Annotated in this window: 20 protein-coding genes; 19 read left to right on the top strand and 1 reads right to left on the bottom strand. The window is 42.2% G+C overall.

From position 1 onward, the window contains the following. Positions 1-161 precede the first annotated feature (161 nt). The 8 genes from MKY18_RS10230 (at position 162) to ypjB (ending at position 6257) form a co-directional block, all read left to right on the top strand. The gene (locus MKY18_RS10230; protein ID WP_065098301.1) at positions 162-1433 is read left to right on the top strand and encodes a tetratricopeptide repeat protein; all 1272 of its coding nucleotides are present in this window, start codon (positions 162-164) and stop codon (positions 1431-1433) included. A 75-nt stretch (positions 1434-1508) separates the two neighbouring features. Beyond that, positions 1509-2048, top strand: a complete 540-nt coding sequence (locus tag MKY18_RS10225) for a ReoY family proteolytic degradation factor (protein ID WP_003215573.1) — start codon at positions 1509-1511, stop codon at positions 2046-2048. Between the two features lie 61 nt (positions 2049-2109). Further along, positions 2110-2556, top strand: coding sequence for a YpiF family protein (locus MKY18_RS10220; protein WP_106067090.1), 447 nt, complete (start codon positions 2110-2112; stop codon positions 2554-2556). A gap of 144 nt (positions 2557-2700) precedes the next feature. Continuing rightward, a complete protein-coding gene (locus MKY18_RS10215; protein ID WP_007500911.1) occupies positions 2701-3207 on the top strand; it encodes a ubiquinol-cytochrome c reductase iron-sulfur subunit in 507 nt (168 codons plus the stop codon). 2 nt (positions 3208-3209) lie between these two features. Continuing rightward, positions 3210-3884 carry a menaquinol-cytochrome c reductase cytochrome b subunit gene (gene qcrB / locus MKY18_RS10210; RefSeq protein WP_003215804.1) on the top strand — a complete coding sequence of 225 codons (675 nt, stop codon included), beginning with the start codon at positions 3210-3212 and terminating at the stop codon, positions 3882-3884. A gap of 42 nt (positions 3885-3926) precedes the next feature. Next, positions 3927-4694: a menaquinol-cytochrome c reductase cytochrome b/c subunit gene (locus MKY18_RS10205; protein WP_003215888.1), complete on the top strand. Its 768-nt coding sequence runs from the start codon at positions 3927-3929 to the stop codon at positions 4692-4694. 100 nt (positions 4695-4794) lie between these two features. Next, on the top strand, positions 4795-5388 hold the full coding sequence (locus MKY18_RS10200; protein ID WP_065098299.1) for a DUF1405 domain-containing protein: 594 nt from the start codon (positions 4795-4797) through the stop codon (positions 5386-5388). 65 nt (positions 5389-5453) lie between these two features. Continuing rightward, a complete protein-coding gene (ypjB, locus tag MKY18_RS10195) occupies positions 5454-6257 on the top strand; it encodes a sporulation protein YpjB (RefSeq protein WP_106067089.1) in 804 nt (267 codons plus the stop codon). A gap of 31 nt (positions 6258-6288) precedes the next feature. Here ypjB and MKY18_RS10190 read toward each other — a convergent pair whose 3' ends face one another. Then, positions 6289-7161, bottom strand: a complete 873-nt coding sequence (locus MKY18_RS10190) for a YitT family protein (RefSeq protein ID WP_003215598.1) — start codon at positions 7159-7161, stop codon at positions 6289-6291. Between the two features lie 137 nt (positions 7162-7298). Here MKY18_RS10190 and MKY18_RS10185 point away from each other — a divergent pair, with 137 nt between their 5' ends. The 11 genes from MKY18_RS10185 to dinG all read left to right on the top strand — a co-directional run bounded on the left by MKY18_RS10185 (position 7299) and on the right by dinG (position 18053). Further along, on the top strand, positions 7299-7634 hold the full coding sequence (locus tag MKY18_RS10185) for a nucleotide pyrophosphohydrolase (protein WP_003215805.1): 336 nt from the start codon (positions 7299-7301) through the stop codon (positions 7632-7634). A 5-nt stretch (positions 7635-7639) separates the two neighbouring features. Next, positions 7640-8443: a 4-hydroxy-tetrahydrodipicolinate reductase gene (dapB, locus tag MKY18_RS10180; protein ID WP_058014826.1), complete on the top strand. Its 804-nt coding sequence runs from the start codon at positions 7640-7642 to the stop codon at positions 8441-8443. A 17-nt stretch (positions 8444-8460) separates the two neighbouring features. After that, a complete protein-coding gene (gene mgsA, locus MKY18_RS10175) occupies positions 8461-8880 on the top strand; it encodes a methylglyoxal synthase (RefSeq protein ID WP_050943855.1) in 420 nt (139 codons plus the stop codon). Further along, the gene (bshB1, locus tag MKY18_RS10170) at positions 8867-9571 is read left to right on the top strand and encodes a bacillithiol biosynthesis deacetylase BshB1 (protein WP_058014827.1); all 705 of its coding nucleotides are present in this window, start codon (positions 8867-8869) and stop codon (positions 9569-9571) included. Before mgsA ends, bshB1 begins: the two co-directional genes overlap by 14 nt. Before the next feature lie 2 nt (positions 9572-9573). Further along, entirely contained in the window at positions 9574-10719 is a 1146-nt protein-coding gene (bshA, locus tag MKY18_RS10165) for an N-acetyl-alpha-D-glucosaminyl L-malate synthase BshA (protein ID WP_113767358.1), read from the top strand. After that, positions 10712-11914 (top strand): CCA tRNA nucleotidyltransferase, encoded by a 1203-nt coding sequence (locus tag MKY18_RS10160; protein ID WP_185108490.1) that lies wholly within the window; start codon positions 10712-10714, stop codon positions 11912-11914. Before bshA ends, MKY18_RS10160 begins: the two co-directional genes overlap by 8 nt. After that, a complete protein-coding gene (locus tag MKY18_RS10155) occupies positions 11887-12870 on the top strand; it encodes a biotin--[acetyl-CoA-carboxylase] ligase (RefSeq protein WP_185108492.1) in 984 nt (327 codons plus the stop codon). Before MKY18_RS10160 ends, MKY18_RS10155 begins: the two co-directional genes overlap by 28 nt. A 198-nt stretch (positions 12871-13068) precedes the next feature. Then, positions 13069-13908 (top strand): 3-methyl-2-oxobutanoate hydroxymethyltransferase, encoded by an 840-nt coding sequence (panB, locus tag MKY18_RS10150; protein WP_065098293.1) that lies wholly within the window; start codon positions 13069-13071, stop codon positions 13906-13908. Continuing rightward, positions 13905-14771, top strand: coding sequence for a pantoate--beta-alanine ligase (gene panC / locus MKY18_RS10145; protein WP_185108494.1), 867 nt, complete (start codon positions 13905-13907; stop codon positions 14769-14771). The genes panB and panC overlap by 4 nt, the downstream gene beginning before the upstream one ends. Next, complete coding sequence (gene panD / locus MKY18_RS10140) at positions 14764-15147, top strand: aspartate 1-decarboxylase (protein ID WP_034620444.1); 384 nt, start codon at positions 14764-14766, stop codon at positions 15145-15147. The genes panC and panD overlap by 8 nt, the downstream gene beginning before the upstream one ends. Before the next feature lie 113 nt (positions 15148-15260). Next, entirely contained in the window at positions 15261-18053 is a 2793-nt protein-coding gene (gene dinG, locus MKY18_RS10135) for an ATP-dependent DNA helicase DinG (protein WP_185108496.1), read from the top strand. Positions 18054-18097: the final 44 nt, after the last annotated feature.

The raw sequence follows: 18097 nt of genomic DNA, 5'->3' as shown, positions 1-18097 counted from the left end.
AAAACTTCCGTTTCGTAAAGGATGAAATGAAAACCAGTCTTTAAAACACAAAAATGGGTTCATTTTAAAAGTGCAACATATTTGCTGGATGAGTACCTGTCGATTATGATATGAAGTAACAATAGTTTAGGTTTTTGGAAAACAGAAAGGAACGGTTTGATTTGAATAGTTCATTACAAGAAGCCATAAAATTAGTTGAGGCGGGTGAGACTGAAAAAGGACTTCAAACACTTGCTCAGGCTGAAAAGCATTTGCATGATGAAGAAAAGGCGCAGGCAGCTCAGTTATATTATGATTGGGGAGATATCGATAAAGCGAGAAATCTCATCAGTGATTTACATGATTTATATCCAGAGGAAACAGGGTTAACATGTTTTTATGCAGAACTGCTGATTGACTCTGATGAAGAAGAAAAGGCGATTTCGGTATTAGAGACGATTCCTGAAGATGATGATGCCTATCCAGAAAGCCTACTGTTAATGGCAGATTTGTATCAAATGCAAGGACTATTTGAAGTCAGTGAACAAAAGCTCTTAAAAGCAAAAGAGATGCTTCCGAATGAAGCCATTATTGATTTTGCGTTAGGTGAATTGTATTTTTCTCAAGGTCTTTCAAAGAAAGCGGCCGACTATTTCTACAAGGTCGCAGATCAACAACATGAGGTTGGCGGCGTCAATGTTTATCAGAGGCTCGCTGAATCACTCAGCACAGCTGGAGAATTTGAAGATGCGCTTGAATGGTACGAAAAGGCAGTGAAAGGTCAAACAGATCCGAATACACTTTTTGGCTACGGATTTACAGCGATGAGGGCTGGTCGAACGAAAACAGCCATTCAGCAGCTTTCAGAACTAAAAGATATTGATCCATCTTATTCGTCTCTATATATGCCTTTAGCGAAAAGTTATGAGGAAGAAGGACTATATCACGAGGCTTTAGAGGTAGTAAAAGAGGGTATTAAAATTGATGAGTATAACAAAGAATTATATTTATATGGTGCAAAGATTGACTTGAAAAATGGGGATTCAGAAGATGCGAAAAAGCTACTTCAAGAAGCACTTGCTCTTGATCCGGGATATATTGAAGCGATTCAAACATTGCTCGCGATCTATTTAAATGAAGAGCTTTTTGATGAAATTTTGGATGTCATAAAAGAGGTTAAAAGCTTTGGGGAAGATGATCCAAAATGGAATTGGTATGCTGCATCTGCATCTGTTGGACGAGAAGAATACAAAGAAGCAGCTGAGTACTTCAAGCTGGCTCTGCCTGATTTTGATGAGGAACGTGACTTTTTATATGAATACGCATCGTTCCTTTTAGAAGAAGGCAGACAAAAAGAAGCATTGCCGCTATTACGCAAAGTTCTTCAGAAAGATGGCACGAATGAAGAAATCGAAGAAACGATTTTAAGAATTGAAGACGAAATTTCCTTATAGTTTGCAGGAATGAAGAACTGGTTTGTTGAATAATTCATGTATAGCAATTTAATTTACGATAGAGGAGGGAATAACATGCAGACCCCTGTTTCTGTCAATGAAAAGAAGGAATTCATCCGGTGGTTTTTAAACCATTATCAGTTAAAGCGAAGAGAGTGTGTTTGGATATTAAATTATTTAATGAGTCACGACTCTTTGATGGAAAAGGTTCATTTTGTAGAGCAAGCAGAATTTTGCCCAAGGGGAATCATTATGTCAACACACTGTGTGGATGAAGTTCCCTTTAGATTTTATAAAGAGAATATCATGACGACAGATGCTGAAAAGTCATTCCATGATATTCGTTTGAATAAACAGCAAGATTTGTTTATTCAATTGAATTTCCGTTCTGCTTATCGTTCGCCGGAATATGCAGCTGTGCTTGAAACAAATCCTCATATTCCAAAGGATCTTTATGAGAACGAAAAAGATAAGGATCTTGCGGAGAAAGTGCTTGAACACTCGATCGCAACTTTCCAAAAAGAACGACTTATGAAAGAGATAGATGAAGCACTTGACCGTCATGATCAAGAAACATTTAATAAGTTAGCAAGAGAATTAAGCCTATTGTCATAAACTGAACGAATAAGCCTTGCCCTATCCAGGCAGGGCTTATGTCATGAAAGAGGGGAAATAGATGAAGTTTCAAGCGGAGGATGCAGATCGCTTTTTGCAATCTAGAGATTACATTGATACCGCTATCATTCCATTAGTTGGAATAGATGTGAATCAAATCAAACAAACCGTATCTTTAGGGGAGTTTACCATTCTTGTAACAGAGGAACTTGAAAGACAGCTGAAAGGGCGGGTCTTTCTTTTTCCACCACATACATATGTAGAAGCCAATGACCGAAAACTAGAAGACATCTTCACGATGAAGCAGTCGCTAGAAGATCATTTTCAGCATGTTGTGTTGATCTCATCTGATCACCAATGGAAAGAGCATGCGGCGGTTAGTGAATCACTATTTTTGTTAAAGGCGGTTCCGCTCGAGCATTTAAAGGTAGAATTAAAGCAAAAAATTGTTCAAGACAGTGTAGAACAAATTTTGAACTTTTTGTTACAAAAGTGGAACCCTTCATAAAAACCCTTACATTTGCATTGTACATAGCTTTTTAGGCTGTTGACCTTGTGAATAGATTGATATATTATGAGGGTGTCCTAGTTTTATGAAATTTTTTCTAATTCAGTTATAAAGTAGCTGACGACCTGAGGGGGGGAGAAAAAAATGAGCGAGAAGAGACATGGAGTGTCCAGACGTCAATTTTTGAATTACACGTTGACCGGCGTGGGGGGATTTATGGCCGCTGGAATGCTCATGCCTATGGTTCGCTTTGCGCTTGACCCTGTGCTAAAAGGAACAGAGGATCAGGATATGGTTCAAGTTGTCAGTGTAGATGAACTGACGAAGGAACCGAAGCGCTTTGACTTTAAAATTGATCAAGTAGATGCATGGTATGAGTCAAAGGAATCTAGGTCAGCATGGGTGTACAAAGAAGGGGATGAAATTGTCGCTTTATCGCCTATCTGTAAACATTTAGGATGTACAGTGAACTGGAACAGTGATCCGAAAAATCCAAACAAATTTTTCTGCCCATGCCACTATGGGCTGTACGACAAGGATGGTACAAACGTACCCGGAACTCCGCCACTTGCACCGCTTGACCATTATAAGCAGCAAGTGAAGGACGGATACCTCTATCTTGGAAAAGCTGTGCCGAAAGGGGAAGGGTAACGATGCTTAACAAGATTTATGATTGGGTAGATGAGCGGCTAGACATTACACCAATATGGAGAGATATTGCGGATCATGAGGTGCCAGAGCATGTCAATCCAGCACATCATTTCTCCGCTTTTGTGTACTGTTTTGGCGGTTTAACGTTTTTTGTGACAGTCATTCAAGTCCTTTCGGGCATGTTTTTAACGATGTATTACGTGCCGGATATTAAAAACGCCTGGGAATCTGTCTATTATTTACAAAATGAAGTGGCATTTGGTCAGATTGTCAGAGGGATGCACCACTGGGGTGCGAGTTTAGTTATTGTCATGATGTTTTTACATACGCTAAGGGTCTTTTTCCAAGGGGCGTATAAAAAGCCTAGAGAGCTCAACTGGATTGTTGGTGTGCTCATTTTCTTTGTGATGCTTGGACTTGGTTTTACAGGTTATCTCTTGCCATGGGATATGAAGGCGCTATTTGCAACGAAGGTTGGTCTTCAAATTGCAGAAGCGACGCCTTTCATTGGTAAAGAGATCAAAACGCTGCTTGCAGGTCATCCTGACATTGTAGGGGCACAAACGCTGACGAGATTTTTCGCTATCCATGTCTTTTTCTTGCCAGCGGCATTATTTGGGCTGATGGCTGCCCACTTTATTATGATTCGTAAGCAAGGAATTTCTGGACCGCTATAAAAAATTTGCGTTTGATGAATGTTCAATGAGGAGGGGATGACTTTGCATAGGGGAAAAGGGATGAAGTTTGTCGGAGACTCTAGAATTCCGGCAGAAAGAAAACCTAACATACCTAAAGACTATTCCGAATATCCGGGAAAAACAGAAGCCTTTTGGCCGAACTTTCTTTTAAAGGAATGGCTTGTAGGTGCCGTTTTTTTAATTGGATTTCTTGTCCTAACTGTGGTTCATGCACCTCCGCTTGAGCGGATGGCTGATCCAACAGATACCGGCTATATTCCGCTGCCAGACTGGTATTTCTTATTCTTGTACCAGTTATTAAAATATGAATTTGCTGCAGGTGGCTATACGGTAGTTGGTGCGATGATTATGCCTGGGATTGCGTTTGGTGCACTGTTGCTCGCACCATTTCTTGATTCTGGTCCTGAACGCAGACCGTATAGAAGACCGGTTGCAGTGGGGATGATGATCCTTGCAGTCGGCGCAGCAACATATTTAACGTGGGAGTCTGTTGCTACTCATGATTGGGAAGCAGCGGCAAAGCAAGGTGAAATTAAGAAAGAAGCAGAGATTGATACCTCAGCGGAAGAGTATAAAATTTATCAGGAGCAGACATGTATCTCCTGTCACGGGGATAACATGCAGGGCGGAGCAGCCGGGCCGTCACTTGTTGACAATGGTCTTGCACCTGAGGAGATCGCTAAAATCGCTGTTGAAGGTAAAGGCAACATGCCTAAGGGTATCTTTAAAGGCAGCGATGAAGAACTTGAAAAGCTGTCTAAATATTTATCTGAGGTCAAATCTAAATAATTCAGTTGTTTAAATGCAAGTACAAGGATATACTCAAAAGAGAAAAAGCTGGCGCTGTCAGCTTTTTTCTGATTTTAATAGATCGTGAGTGAAGAGACGTATGAGATGGATTCAATATCTGCTAGCCACACGCTATATGCTTGTGCTAGTCTTGATGATCAATTTCCTTGGCACTGTGTACGGCTACTATTGGTATATTCCACAGCTTGTAGAGACGCCGGCTATCTTTTTAGCTTTTGTTCCAGACAGTCCAACGGCAAGCTTTTTCTTTTTATTTGTTCTACTTGCGTTTTTGATGAAACGAAACGCTCCTTATTTTGAAGCACTTGCCCTCGTGACCTTAATTAAGTATGGGTTATGGGCTGTAGGAATGAATATCTTTGTCCTTTTATCTGTGGATGATTTTCCGTGGGAAGGGTACATGCTGATTGGGTCCCACTTTGCGATGGCGGTTCAAGCCGTATTGTTTGCACCGTATTATCGTTTTAAAATGCGTCATTTGGTGGTAGCTGGCATATGGATTTTACATAACGATGTGATTGATTATGTATTTGGTATGATGCCGCGTTATTCTATGCTGTCTGCCTATACAAACGAGATCGGCTACGTCACGTTTTGGTTAAGCATTGCCGTTCTTCTTGTTTCATATTATCTCGTCCTATCGAAAAAATCGGTCAAGCTCGAACTCCCTTAACAATCTTGGTCTAACCTTGTCCTTTTCTTCATACGCTGTATGGAGAAGGGCTAGGAGGGACTTGCATGAAACGAAAGCCAATCGCGATGATTCTATTATTTTTTCTCGTATTACAGCCATCTGTTGCCAAAGGGGAGGAAACAGCCGCTAGTGTGCTGCAAGAATTAACGGAACTATCAGATTCAATCTTTCAATTAACGAGACAAGCCAAATATGATGAGGCGTTACAGGTCGCATTGTATGTTGAAAAGACATTTAAAGCTGAGAATTGGCGCGGAACGCTGACAAATACGCAGATTCGGCAAATTACAGTTGGCTATCAAGATATCATAAAAGGGCTGCCGCAGGAAGAATTGAATGAGCGCGAAAAGCTTCGTTATGCCTCTCAGTTTAGAATGCTGCTCGATGCGATCCAGTCAGACTCTGAGCCTCTTTGGGGTTCGCTGGAGAAGCCCATTATGGGGTCTTTTCCTACGTTGAAAAAAGAAGTGAAGGATCCGGAGTCAACGACGTTTTATGAAACTTGGAATGAGCTGGTTTCTTTATACGATATGATCTATCCGAGTTTAACCATTGATGTTTCGCCTGAAAAGCTGCAAACGATTAAGCAGCATATGGAAGTGATTGAGCAAGGTGAATTTTTAAAAGCATCAAGTGGGACAAAGCTTGAGCGCCTCACGAAGCTTGAAGAAGATTTATCGAGTGTGTTTGCCCACGTTGATCAAGATGAGGCTGACCCATCGCTTTTATGGGTCATTTTAACAACAGGAAGCATCATTTTATTAACGTTAACGTATGTTGGATTTCGGAAATACCGCGCTGAAAAAGAGAAGAAGCAAAAGCGACAAGTTGATTATCCGAAATCATAAAAAAAGAAGCACCATTTTTGGGCTTCTTTTTTTAATGCGGATTGAGCGGCTTTTTGTGTTCATCTAATGTGAAGCCTTCACCAAGCACATCATGCACGTCACTGACGGATACAAACGCATGAGGATCGACTGAGGTCACGACGCTTTTGAGATGGACAAGTTCATTTTTCGGGACGACGCAATAAAGAACGTTGCGTTCCTGTTTTGTATAGGAACCGACCCCTTTTAAAATGGTCACACCCCGCTCCATTTCCTCTGTGATTTTCTTTTGAATGATGTCATCTTTTTCAGATATGATCATGGCGCCTTTGGCTGCGTAAGCGCCTTCTTGCATGAAGTCAATGACCTTCGCAGCAACAAATACTGCGACGAGTGTATACATGGCTTCTTTGTAATTTAAATAAGTAAGAGAAATCGTAATGACGCAAGCGTCGAAGATGAACATTGTTCGTCCCATAGCCACCTGATAATGCTTGTTGATGAGTCTTGCGATGATGTCCACACCGCCTGTAGTACCGCCGAACTTAAAGATGATCCCGAGGCCTGTTCCGATAAACACACCAGCAAAGAGCGCGGCTAGGGCCAAATCGTGCTGGAGAGGCATATGTATTTGAAAGCGCTGGAAAATGGCAAGAAAGACAGAAAGACTGACGGTCCCTACAATTGTATAAGTAAACATGGTTCTGCCGAGCATTTTCCAGCCGATAAAAAAGATCGGAATGTTTAAGACAAGGTTTGAAATGGATGGGTCAATGTGGAATAGAAAATATAAAAGCAGTGTAATACCTGTAAATCCGCCTTCCGCCAAGTTGTTCTGCATATTAAAATGAACAAGACCGAAAGAAAAAATCGCAGATCCTATTAAAATAAAGACGATATTTTTAAGACGAATTTCTTTTAGCAAGAGACCACTCCTTTTTTTGCTTAGACAGCGATAATATTATATGGTATGGGAGAGAAACAAGCAAACTGAGTTTTAAACATTTGTCAAATATTTATGATTTCGCTAACATGTAAGAGATGGATAGGAGGATGAGCTTCATGACGAATGAAAAAACGCTGCGTCACGTGCAGCAAGAAGTAGATGATTACATAGGACAATTTAAAGAAGGCTATTTCAGCCCGCTTGCCATGATGGCCCGTCTGACAGAAGAATTAGGTGAGCTAGCAAGAGAGGTCAACCATTACTATGGAGAAAAGCCGAAAAAAACAACGGAAACAGAAAAAAGCATGGAAGAAGAAATTGGCGATGTGTTGTTTGTGTTAACATGTCTCGCTAATTCACTAGATATATCACTAGAGGAAGCACATGATCGTGTGATGCATAAATTCAATACAAGAGACAAAGACCGCTGGACGAAAAAAGAAGGGAAGTAGAGACGATGACGAACCAAACCATCAAAGTAGTAATCGCTGGAGCAAGAGGAAGAATGGGGATAGAAGCTGTGAAGCTGGCAGAAGAAACGAGCCATTTTGAGCTTGTGGCAGCCCTTGATCACGCGCACGAAGGAAAAAAATTATCTGATGTGATTCATACGACATCTGAGGCGCCGATTTATACAGATATTGATGTGTGTCTTTCAGAGACAGCACCTGATGTATTAATTGATTTGACGACACCAGAAATCGGGAAAGTACATACAAAAAAGGCGCTTGAACATGGCGTGCGTCCAGTCGTCGGAACCACTGGTTTTTCTGAAGCTGACCTGAAAGAGCTACAGCAATTAACAGAAGAAAAGGGCATAGGCTGTATTATTGCGCCAAACTTTGCTGTCGGTGCGGTCTTAATGATGAAGTTTGCCAAAATGGCAGCGAATTACTTTCCTGACGTTGAAATCATTGAGCTTCATCATGATAAAAAACTAGATGCTCCGAGCGGTACTGGGCTTAAAACAGCTGAAATGATTGCAGAAGTCAGAGAAAGCAAAAAGCAAGGACATCCAGAAGAAAAAGAATTAATCGAAGGTGCACGAGGCGCAGATTATGACGGTATCCGTCTGCACAGCGTAAGACTTCCGGGTATGATCGCACATCAAGAAGTACTGTTTGGGATGGACGGACAGACGCTCACCATTCGTCATGATTCTTATAATCGTGCCTCATTTATGTCAGGTGTAAAGCTTTCAGTTGAACAGGTTATGCACATTGATCAGCTCGTCTATGGTTTAGAAAATATCATCGACTAATAAGGAGTGGATTCCTGATGAACATTGCTTTAATCGCTCACGATAAGAAAAAAAGTGACATGATCCAATTTGCCATTGCGTACCGTGATATATTGGCAAATCATACACTTTACGCAACAGGGACAACAGGTTTGAGAGTGAAAGAAGCGACGGGGCTTCCCATTCATCGTTTCCAGTCAGGGCCGCTTGGAGGAGATCAGCAGATTGGTGCTTTAATTGCTGATAATGCAATGGACCTTGTACTCTTTTTTAGAGACCCGCTTACCGCGCAGCCGCATGAACCAGATGTATCTGCACTCATTCGGCTTTGCGATGTGTATACCATTCCACTTGCCACCAATATGGGGACCGCTGAAATTTTAGTCAGGAATTTAAATAAAGGTACGTTTGATTTTCGAGATGTAGCAAAAAACGGAGGAACAAATGAAACGACTTGATATCCTTGCATTCGGAGCCCATAGCGATGATGTAGAGATCGGTATGGGCGGAACGATTGCAAAATACGTAAAAAAAGGGGCGCGTGTCGGGATTTGCGACTTGACCCAGGCCGAATTATCTTCGAATGGAACGGTAGAGAGCCGTAAAGAGGAAGCAAAAGCGGCTGCCGCCATTTTAGGCGTGTCAACGAGAATCCAGCTCACGCTGCCAGACAGAGGGCTTTATTTAAATGACGAAGCAATGAAGGACATTGCGGGCGTGATTCGTACATACAAACCGAAACTAATTTTTGCTCCGCATCACCAAGATCGGCATCCAGATCATGGTCATGCGGGCTCACTTGTAGAAGAGGCTGCTTTTTCGGCAGGTATACATAAATTTGAAGATTCATACAAGCAGCCAGCGCATAAAATAAGTCAGATGTATTATTACATGATTAACGGCCATCATCGTCCAGATTTTGTGATTGATATTTCTGAGGAAATGCACCAAAAGATTGATAGCTTACATGCGTATCAAAGCCAATTTGTGAAATCGGCGAATTCGGTTGAGACACCTCTTGTGAACGGCTATATTGATTTTGTGAAAATGAGAGAGTCTATGTATGGAAGGGAAGTCAATAAAGCTTATGCAGAAGGGTTTATCACAAAGAAACCACTTTTGATCGATGACGACTTACTTGGGGGGTAATTATGAAAAAACTGAAGGTCGGAATCACTTGTTATCCAAGTGTCGGCGGCTCGGGCATTATTGCGACGGAACTTGGAAAACGTTTAGCTGAAAAAGGGCACGATGTTCATTTCATTACCTCAAGTATTCCGTTTAGGCTCAATAAAGTGTATCCGAATATTTATTTTCATGAGGTGAATGTCAATCAATACGCTGTTTTTCAATATCCGCCTTATGACCTTGCATTAGCAAGTAAATTGGCAGAAGTCGCAAAACGAGAGAAGCTTGATATTATTCACGCGCATTATGCGGTGCCTCACGCCGTCTGTGCGTACTTAGCGAAGCAAATGACGGGACACACAGTGAAAGTCGTTACCACGCTTCACGGGACGGATATTACGGTTTTAGGCTATGATCCATCTTTAAAGGAAGTGATTCGGTTTGCCATCGAATCATCAGACCGGGTAACAGCTGTGTCGCATTCATTAGCTGCACAGACGTATGATCTGATTAAACCGGATAAAAAAATTGATACGATCCATAATTTCGTCGATGAGCGTGTGTATTTGCGTGAAGATCATGAAGTGCTGAAGAAACATTATGGTCTCATGCAGGACGAAAAGGTCATCATCCATGTATCGAACTTCCGAAAGGTAAAGCGGGTGCATGACGTGATTCATGTCTTTAAAAAGATTTCTGACCAGGTGCATGCAAAGCTGCTGCTGATTGGTGATGGTCCTGAAAAGTCTGTCGTATGCGATCTTGTGAAAAAGCTGGAACTAACTGATCGTGTGTTGTTTTTAGGAAAGCAAGAGAAGGTAGAGGAGCTTTATTCAATTAGTGATTTGAAGCTGCTGCTTTCTGAGAAGGAGAGCTTTGGGCTTGTACTTCTTGAAGCAATGGCCTGCGGTGTCCCTTGTATTGCAACAGATGTTGGCGGAATACCAGAGGTCATTGCACATGGAGAGACAGGATTTCTTGTCCCGCTCGGTGATATAGACGGGGCAGCAAAACATGCGGTGTCGTTACTCAAAGACAAAGCGCTTCATGAGCAAGCGTCAGCGGCGGCCCAGTCTAGCGTTCAAGCCCATTTCTCTTCTGAAAAAATAGTGAGTGAATATGAAGAGCTTTACCTAGAATTGATCGAAGGTGATGATGAACATGAATGAACCATTCACACATGCGATCCCTATTTTACATACACTGCACGAACATGGGCATCAGGCTTACTTTGTCGGCGGAGCAGTGAGAGATGTCCTTTTAGGCAGGGAAATCGGAGATATCGATATAGCAACCGATGCAACGCCTGATATGGTCGAGTCTTTGTTTGAAAAAACAGTTGATGTTGGCAAAGAGCATGGCACTGTCATTGTGTTACATGATGGGATCAGTTATGAGGTGACGACGTTTCGAACTGAATCAGAATATGAAGATTTTCGCAGACCGAAAGAAGTGGCGTTTATCACATCCTTGAAGGAAGACCTTTTAAGAAGAGATTTAACGATCAATGCGATGGCCATGGATATAAATGGGGAGATCATTGACCATGTAGGAGGCAAACAGGATATTGAGCGGAAACGAATTCAAACCGTAGGAGATCCTGCGTGCCGCTTTCAGGAAGATGCGCTTCGTATGATGAGAGCGGTCCGTTTTTTAAGCCAGCTTGGCTTTGATCTCGCTACAGAAACGGCTGAAGCAATGGAAAAAGATAAGCACCTCCTTGCCAACATATCCGTTGAACGCAAAAAGATTGAAATGGAAAAGCTTTTAAAAGGCCGTTATTGTGAGCGGGCGATCAAAGTGCTCATTTCTACCAAATTGTATGAAGAATTGCCGGGTCTCAAAAAGGATTGTCTGCAAGAATCCTTTCAGTCATTTCCGTATTATTTACTGGATGGACTGGAAGAAGTATGGGGGGCTGTCATCCATTTGCTTGGCTTAGATGAAGCGGAGGCTGTGCTCTTCTTAAAAGAATGGAAGCTGTCAACAAAGCTTTTGAAAGACGCTGTGGCTATTAGTCAATACGTCGATTGTGACTGGAATGCGGAGAAGATGTTTGAGGCTGGTGAACACGTGCTCTTATCTAGCTTGAAGATCTCACAGCTAATACATGAGCGTCGCATTTTCTTTGACGAGCTGGAGGCAGCGAAGCGTTCTTATGATGCACTGCCGATTAAAACGCTTCAAGACCTCGCTGTTTCAGGAAAAGATTTAATGGCCTTTCGGCAAAAGACATCAGGAAAATGGATCGCAGAAGAGCTTGATTTGGTGAAAAAAGCCGTTCTGCAAAATCATTTAGAAAACCGAAAAGAAGCCATAGAGGAGTGGCTTACAGCATGCGATCAGCAATTAGAAAACGATTAATTGAACTATTTACAGCATCTAGCCAGGATTTTGTCTCGAGTCAGCAAATTTGTGATGAGCTTGGCTGTTCTCGAACGGCTGTCTGGAAGCATATAGAGGACCTCAGAAAAGAGGGGTATGAGGTAGAAGCCGTCAGAAGAAAGGGATATCGCCTGCTACGTAAACCGGACAAAATCAGTGAGGACGAAATTCTGTTTGGTCTAGAAACAGAGAGCTTTGGCAGGCACATTTATTTTCAGAAAGAAGTCGCCTCCACCCAGCTGATTGCCCATGATCTTGTAAATGAAGGTGCGCCCCACGGCACGATCGTGGTCAGTGATCATCAGACAAACGGGAAAGGCCGCCTTCAAAGAACGTGGCATTCACCAAATGGGACAGGCATTTCGATGAGTCTCATTCTACGCCCTGAAATTCCGCTGCACAAAGCGCCGCAGATGACGCTTTTGGCATCTGTAGCCATCGCAGAAGCCATTGCAGAGCAAACAGGACTCAGTCCCTCTATTAAATGGCCAAATGATATTTTGTTAAAAGGGAAAAAAGTTGTTGGCATTTTGACTGAATTAAAAGCAGAGGCGGACCAGGTTCATGCGGTGATTATTGGACCGGGCATAAATGTGAACCAAACGGCAGATGACTTTCCGGATGAACTAAAGGATGTCGCCACGAGCCTGCGAATGGAACTGAATGAAAAAGTGGACCGTGCTGCGCTCATCCAACAGATCATGTCCACATTTGAAAAAAGGTATGCTGATTATATGAAGCATGGATTTGCGCCCATTAAACAATTATGGGAATCGTTTGCGATGACGATCGGTCAGCATATTGTAGCCCGCACCGTCAATGGGCAATACACTGGAAAAGCGCTCGGAATCAATGGAGAAGGTGTTTTATTGCTTGAAACGGAGGAAGGGATCCAAAAAATCTACTCCGCAGACATCGAGATCAAGTCAACTTAAGTGGAACACCCGGCACATTTTTGATATACTTCGTGTGGACAGTATCTGAAAAAGAGCTGTACCTGTTAGAAACAAAAATTTGATAAATTTCTGCCTTGATCCTAAGGGACTTGGACAGAGGGATGATTCGCCGCGCATGAGAGTTCAAAACATGTGATGTGAGGCAAGCCATTTCCTCTCCAGAATGAGGAGGAACAAATGAAGACAAAGCTAGATTTTTTCAAAATGAAAGAACAAAATGAACCGATTGTAATGCTGACAGCATACGACTATCCATCTGCAAAGCAAGCAGAAAAAGCGGAAGTCGACATGATCTTAGTCGGTGATTCACTTGGGATGGTTGTACTTGGACTCGATTCGACAGTACAAGTCACGATCGATGACATGATTCATCACACAAAAGCAGTGAAAAGAGGCGCAAAAGACACATTTATTGTGACGGATATGCCATTTATGTCTTACCATTATTCATTAGCAGAAACATTGAAAAACGCAGCACGCATCATGCAAGAAAGCGGTACGGATGCCTTAAAGCTAGAAGGCGGAGAAGGAGTTTTTGAATCCATTCAAGCTCTCACAAGAGGCGGGATTCCTGTCGTCAGTCATTTAGGCCTCACACCTCAGTCAGTTGGAGTACTTGGCGGGTATAAAGTGCAAGGAAAAGACCACGAAAGTGCGCAGAAATTGATTGAAGACAGCTTGAAATGTGAGGAAGCTGGTGCGATTGCACTTGTGCTTGAATGCGTACCTGGTGAACTGACAAAACGAATTACCGACATGCTGAAAATTCCTGTGATCGGGATTGGTGCAGGGGCTGAGGCAGACGGACAAGTTCTCGTTTACCATGATGTGGTAGGATACGGGGTGTCTAGAACACCTAAGTTTGTGAAACAATACGCGCAAATTGATACTGTATTAGAAGAAGCGCTTATTCAATATACGAAAGAAGTAAAAGCACACACATTTCCAGAAGACAAGCATACATTTCATATCAAAGAAGAAGTCCTTGATGGTTTATATGGGGGTATCAAAAAATGAACGTTGTCACCCATATTCACGAGTTGAAGGAATTGATCAAGCTGCATCAAGAAAAACAGCATTCCATCGGCTTTGTCCCAACGATGGGCTTTCTTCATGAAGGACATCTGACGCTTGCGAAAGAAGCAAGGGATCAAAATGACATTGTGGTAATGAGCATCTTTGTCAATCCTTTGCAGTTTGGACCGAACGAAGACTTTGAATCCTATCCAAGGGATATGGAAAGAGATCAGCGCCTTGCAGAAGAAGCAGGGGTAGATATTTTATTTACACCTGATGTGAAAGAAATGTATCCAAATGAACCATCGATCACGATGACGGTTCAAAAGCGGACTGATGTCTTATGTGGGAAAAAACGCCCAGGACATTTCGACGGTGTTGTGACTGTGCTTACAAAGCTATTTCATCTTGTAGCACCAACAAATGTATACTTTGGTCTAAAGGATGCACAGCAAGTCGCTGTGATCGATGCGATGATCAAGGATTTCTTCTTTGATCTTCATCTTGTCTCAGTGCCGACAGTTAGGGAAGAAGACGGTTTAGCGAAAAGTTCAAGAAATGTGTACTTGTCTGATAAAGAAAGACAAGATGCTCCTGCTTTGTACCGCGCATTAAAAAAAGGACAGTCAGCGGTTGAAAAAGGTGAACGTGACATCAGTCGCATTTATCAGTTGATAGAAGAAGAAATTCTTCAAACGAGCGGGGAAATTGATTATATTGAGATTTACTCCTATCCAGAGCTTGAGCCGCTTCAGCAGTTAGCAGGTCAGGTCATCATTGCGATTGCGGTGAAATTCTCACGGGCAAGACTGATTGATAATGTGATATTCCATGTTCCTGAAAGCGGTGAAAAGCATGTATAGAACCTTTATGACTTCTAAACTTCATAAAGCGACAGTAACAGAAGCAAACTTACATTATGTAGGAAGCATCACCATTGACGAAGATTTACTTGATGCGGCAGGTATGATGGCAAATGAGAAAGTACAGATTGTCAATAATCATAATGGCGCGAGGCTTGAAACATATATTATTCCCGGTGAAAGAAAGAGCGGTGTCATTTGTCTAAATGGCGCAGCAGCAAGATTGGTTCAGCCGGGGGATGAAGTGATTATTATCGCTTATGGGATGCTTTCAGAAGAAGAAGCAAAGACACATACACCAAAAGTGGTCGTGTTAAATAAAGAAAATCAAATTGAACAAATGATTGGGCAAGAGCCTGCGAGAACGATTTTATAACGCATGCTGCAATGAAACAGAACAGTTTAAGAAAAGGAGCTGTTCTGTTTCAGCTATTTTTGCCCAGAGCGTGTTTCACTTCGAGTGGAACGAGGAATTGAGGTGTCCATTTTATGGCCGATCAAAGGTTTGTTGTCGTTGATATTGAAACCACCGGAAATTCACCTAAAAAGGGTGATAAAATCATTCAAATTGCTGCGGTGGTCATTGAAAATGGACAAATTGTCGAACGGTATTCAAAATATGTGAACCCGGGAAAAGCAATCCCTGGATTTATTGAACAGCTGACAGGCATTCAGCAGCATATGGTAGACGATGCAGTGTTTTTTGAGGACATTGCCCAAGAGGTGTATGATCTCATTCAAGGCGCTTATTTTGTTGCGCACAATGTTCATTTTGACTTGAATTTTTTAAATGATGAACTAAAAGCATGCGGGAAAAATGAGCTGGATGTGCTAGCGATTGATACAGTTGAAATTTCTAGAATTCTTTATCCAGAGCTTGAAGGCTATAAGCTCACTGAATTAAGCGAAGAGCTCATGCTTCCACATGACCACCCGCACAGGGCGGATAGTGATGCGGAAGTTACTGCCATGTTATTTTTAACCTTACTACATCAATTAACACATACACCGCCAAATGTGCTAAAGCAGCTGCGTAGATTATCCTCTTATCTCTTAAGTGATATAGGACTTTTAATCCAGCAGCTTGAAACGAGTGATGCTAGACGCGAAGATTCTTTGGTAGAAGTCGGCTCTTTTGCTGTAAAAGATGTGACCAATTCTGAAAAGGATACGACAGATTCAGTAGGGGAAGACGATGAACAACTGTTTGAGGAGATCAAAAAGAAGCTTCCCCAAACAGTGGAAGGTTATGAAGTAAGAGAAGGCCAGCTCAAGATGATGAATAAAGTGAGAGATGTGTTTCATGAAAGAGCTTATGCTTTAATTGAAGCGGCACCAGGTATTGGAAAAACGCTCGCATACCTCATACCCGCTGCATTAGAAGCAAAGAAATCAGGAAAACCTGTCATTATTAGTACATATTCCATTCTTTTGCAGCAGCAAATGCTTCAGCGTGATGTGCCGATTTTAAATCAATTGCTTCCATTTGATCCAGCAGCCTGTGTATTCAAAGGTCGGGCGCATTATATTTGTTTAGATAAGTTTGAGCATGTGCTACATGAGGAAGATGATAACTATGATGTGGTCTTAACGAAGGCGCAAATATTAATGTGGCTCCTTGTGACAGAAACGGGTGATTTATCTGAACTAAATTTACCGTCGGGAGCTGCCAATATAAAAGACCGAATTTCGTGTGTGCACATGCCGTTTACATCGAAAAAGCGCCGCTTTAAAGAATACTGCTTTTATGAGCGTGCGAAAAGAAGGGCCAAAACAGCCGATTTAATTTTAACGAATCATCGCCTGCTCTTATCACAAACGGAAGCATCATCTATCTTTCAGCATGCTGACGTATATGTGATTGACGAGGCTCACCAATTTGAGAAAACAGCCAATGAAACGCTAGGGGATAGTGCGTCGTATATTCAGCTTCATGCGAAATTAACGCAGCTTGGCTCCATGCAGGGCGGTCTGTTAAAGAAGCTCAAAAAGAGATTTCACGGTGCCGGCTTACAGACGGACACCTTTATCGAAATGGATGAGTATCTCAATCAGCTTCAACTGGAAAGTGACGCCTTCTTTAGTACCGTTCATTCTTTTGTCAAAAGGACAAAACCAAAAGCAGACATCAATCGTCTCATTCATAGAGTCCGTCATCAGTCGAAGCATGCGCAGTGGAAACGGATTAAAGAGACGGCAAGTAAGCTTTGTTCCTTGTTAATTGCTTGTGAAAAGCTATATGAACAGCAAAAAAACGAGCTTCTTCAAAAAAGTGATCAGCTGACAGAGCACTTTGCGTTTGAAGCAGAGGAATACGATCAAGTGATGTCGTTTATGCATACATTTTGCAGTACGCTGTACCGATTCATTTTTGAACCGAAAAACGATGAAACGGTTTGGATTGAGATCGATGCAAAGGGTGCCAAAAATGCTGTCTTTATGCATGCACAGCCGCTAGATACTGGAGAGCTTTTAGCGGATCGATTTTTTATGAACAAAAAAAGTGTTGTCCTCACATCAGGGACACTCACAATCAATGGTCGCTTTGATTATTGCTTAGAACGATTTGGTCTGCAGGATTTTTATCCGCATCTTGTACAGATTGAGTCACCGTTTGAACTTGAAAAACAGCTCAAGGTAATCGTACCAGCTGATATGCCGCCGATTACGAATCGTGATGAGCGCGACTATGTAAAGCAATCAGTACGGTACATTAAGATGATGGAAAAGCAACAACAAGCGAAGATATTGGTGTTATTTAATTCACATGAGATGTTAAAAGCAGTATATGATGAACTGAAAACAGAAGGGATGCAAGCCGCCCTTTTTGCTCAAGGTCTGACGGGCGGTAGCCCTGTTAAATTAACGAAGATGTTCAAATTAGCAAAACATGCGATTTTACTTGGTACGGGTAGTTTTTGGGAAGGTGTCGATTTTCCTGGATCAGAGCTGACAACAGTCATTATGGCACGTCTCCCGTTTCGGCCGCCTGATTCACCGCTCATTGAAGCAAAATGTGATGCCGCTAAAAAACAGGGAAAGAACCCGTTTAAAGCCGTTGCTCTCCCAGAAGCTGTGTTAACCTTTAAACAAGGTGCAGGACGCTTGCTGCGCTCTGAAAAAGACATAGGGACATTGCTCATTTTAGACCGCCGAGTGAAAACCGCGTCATATGGAAAGCTATTTTTAGAATCACTCCCTCATGCGCCGGTCCACGAGATGTCAAAAGAATCACTTGAGGCGTATATAGAGAAACTCAACAACGAAAAGCCGCTGTCATAAGCGGCCTTTAGCTGGTGTGGGTTTGGAGTTAATTTATCGTAACG

Origin of the sequence: Bacillus sp. FSL R7-0672 (assembly GCF_038601465.1) — a bacterium.
GTDB lineage: Bacteria > Bacillota > Bacilli > Bacillales > Bacillaceae > Bacillus > Bacillus pumilus.
The sequence above is the reverse complement of the archived record's forward strand: the minus strand, read 5'-3'. Positions and strand labels throughout refer to the sequence as shown.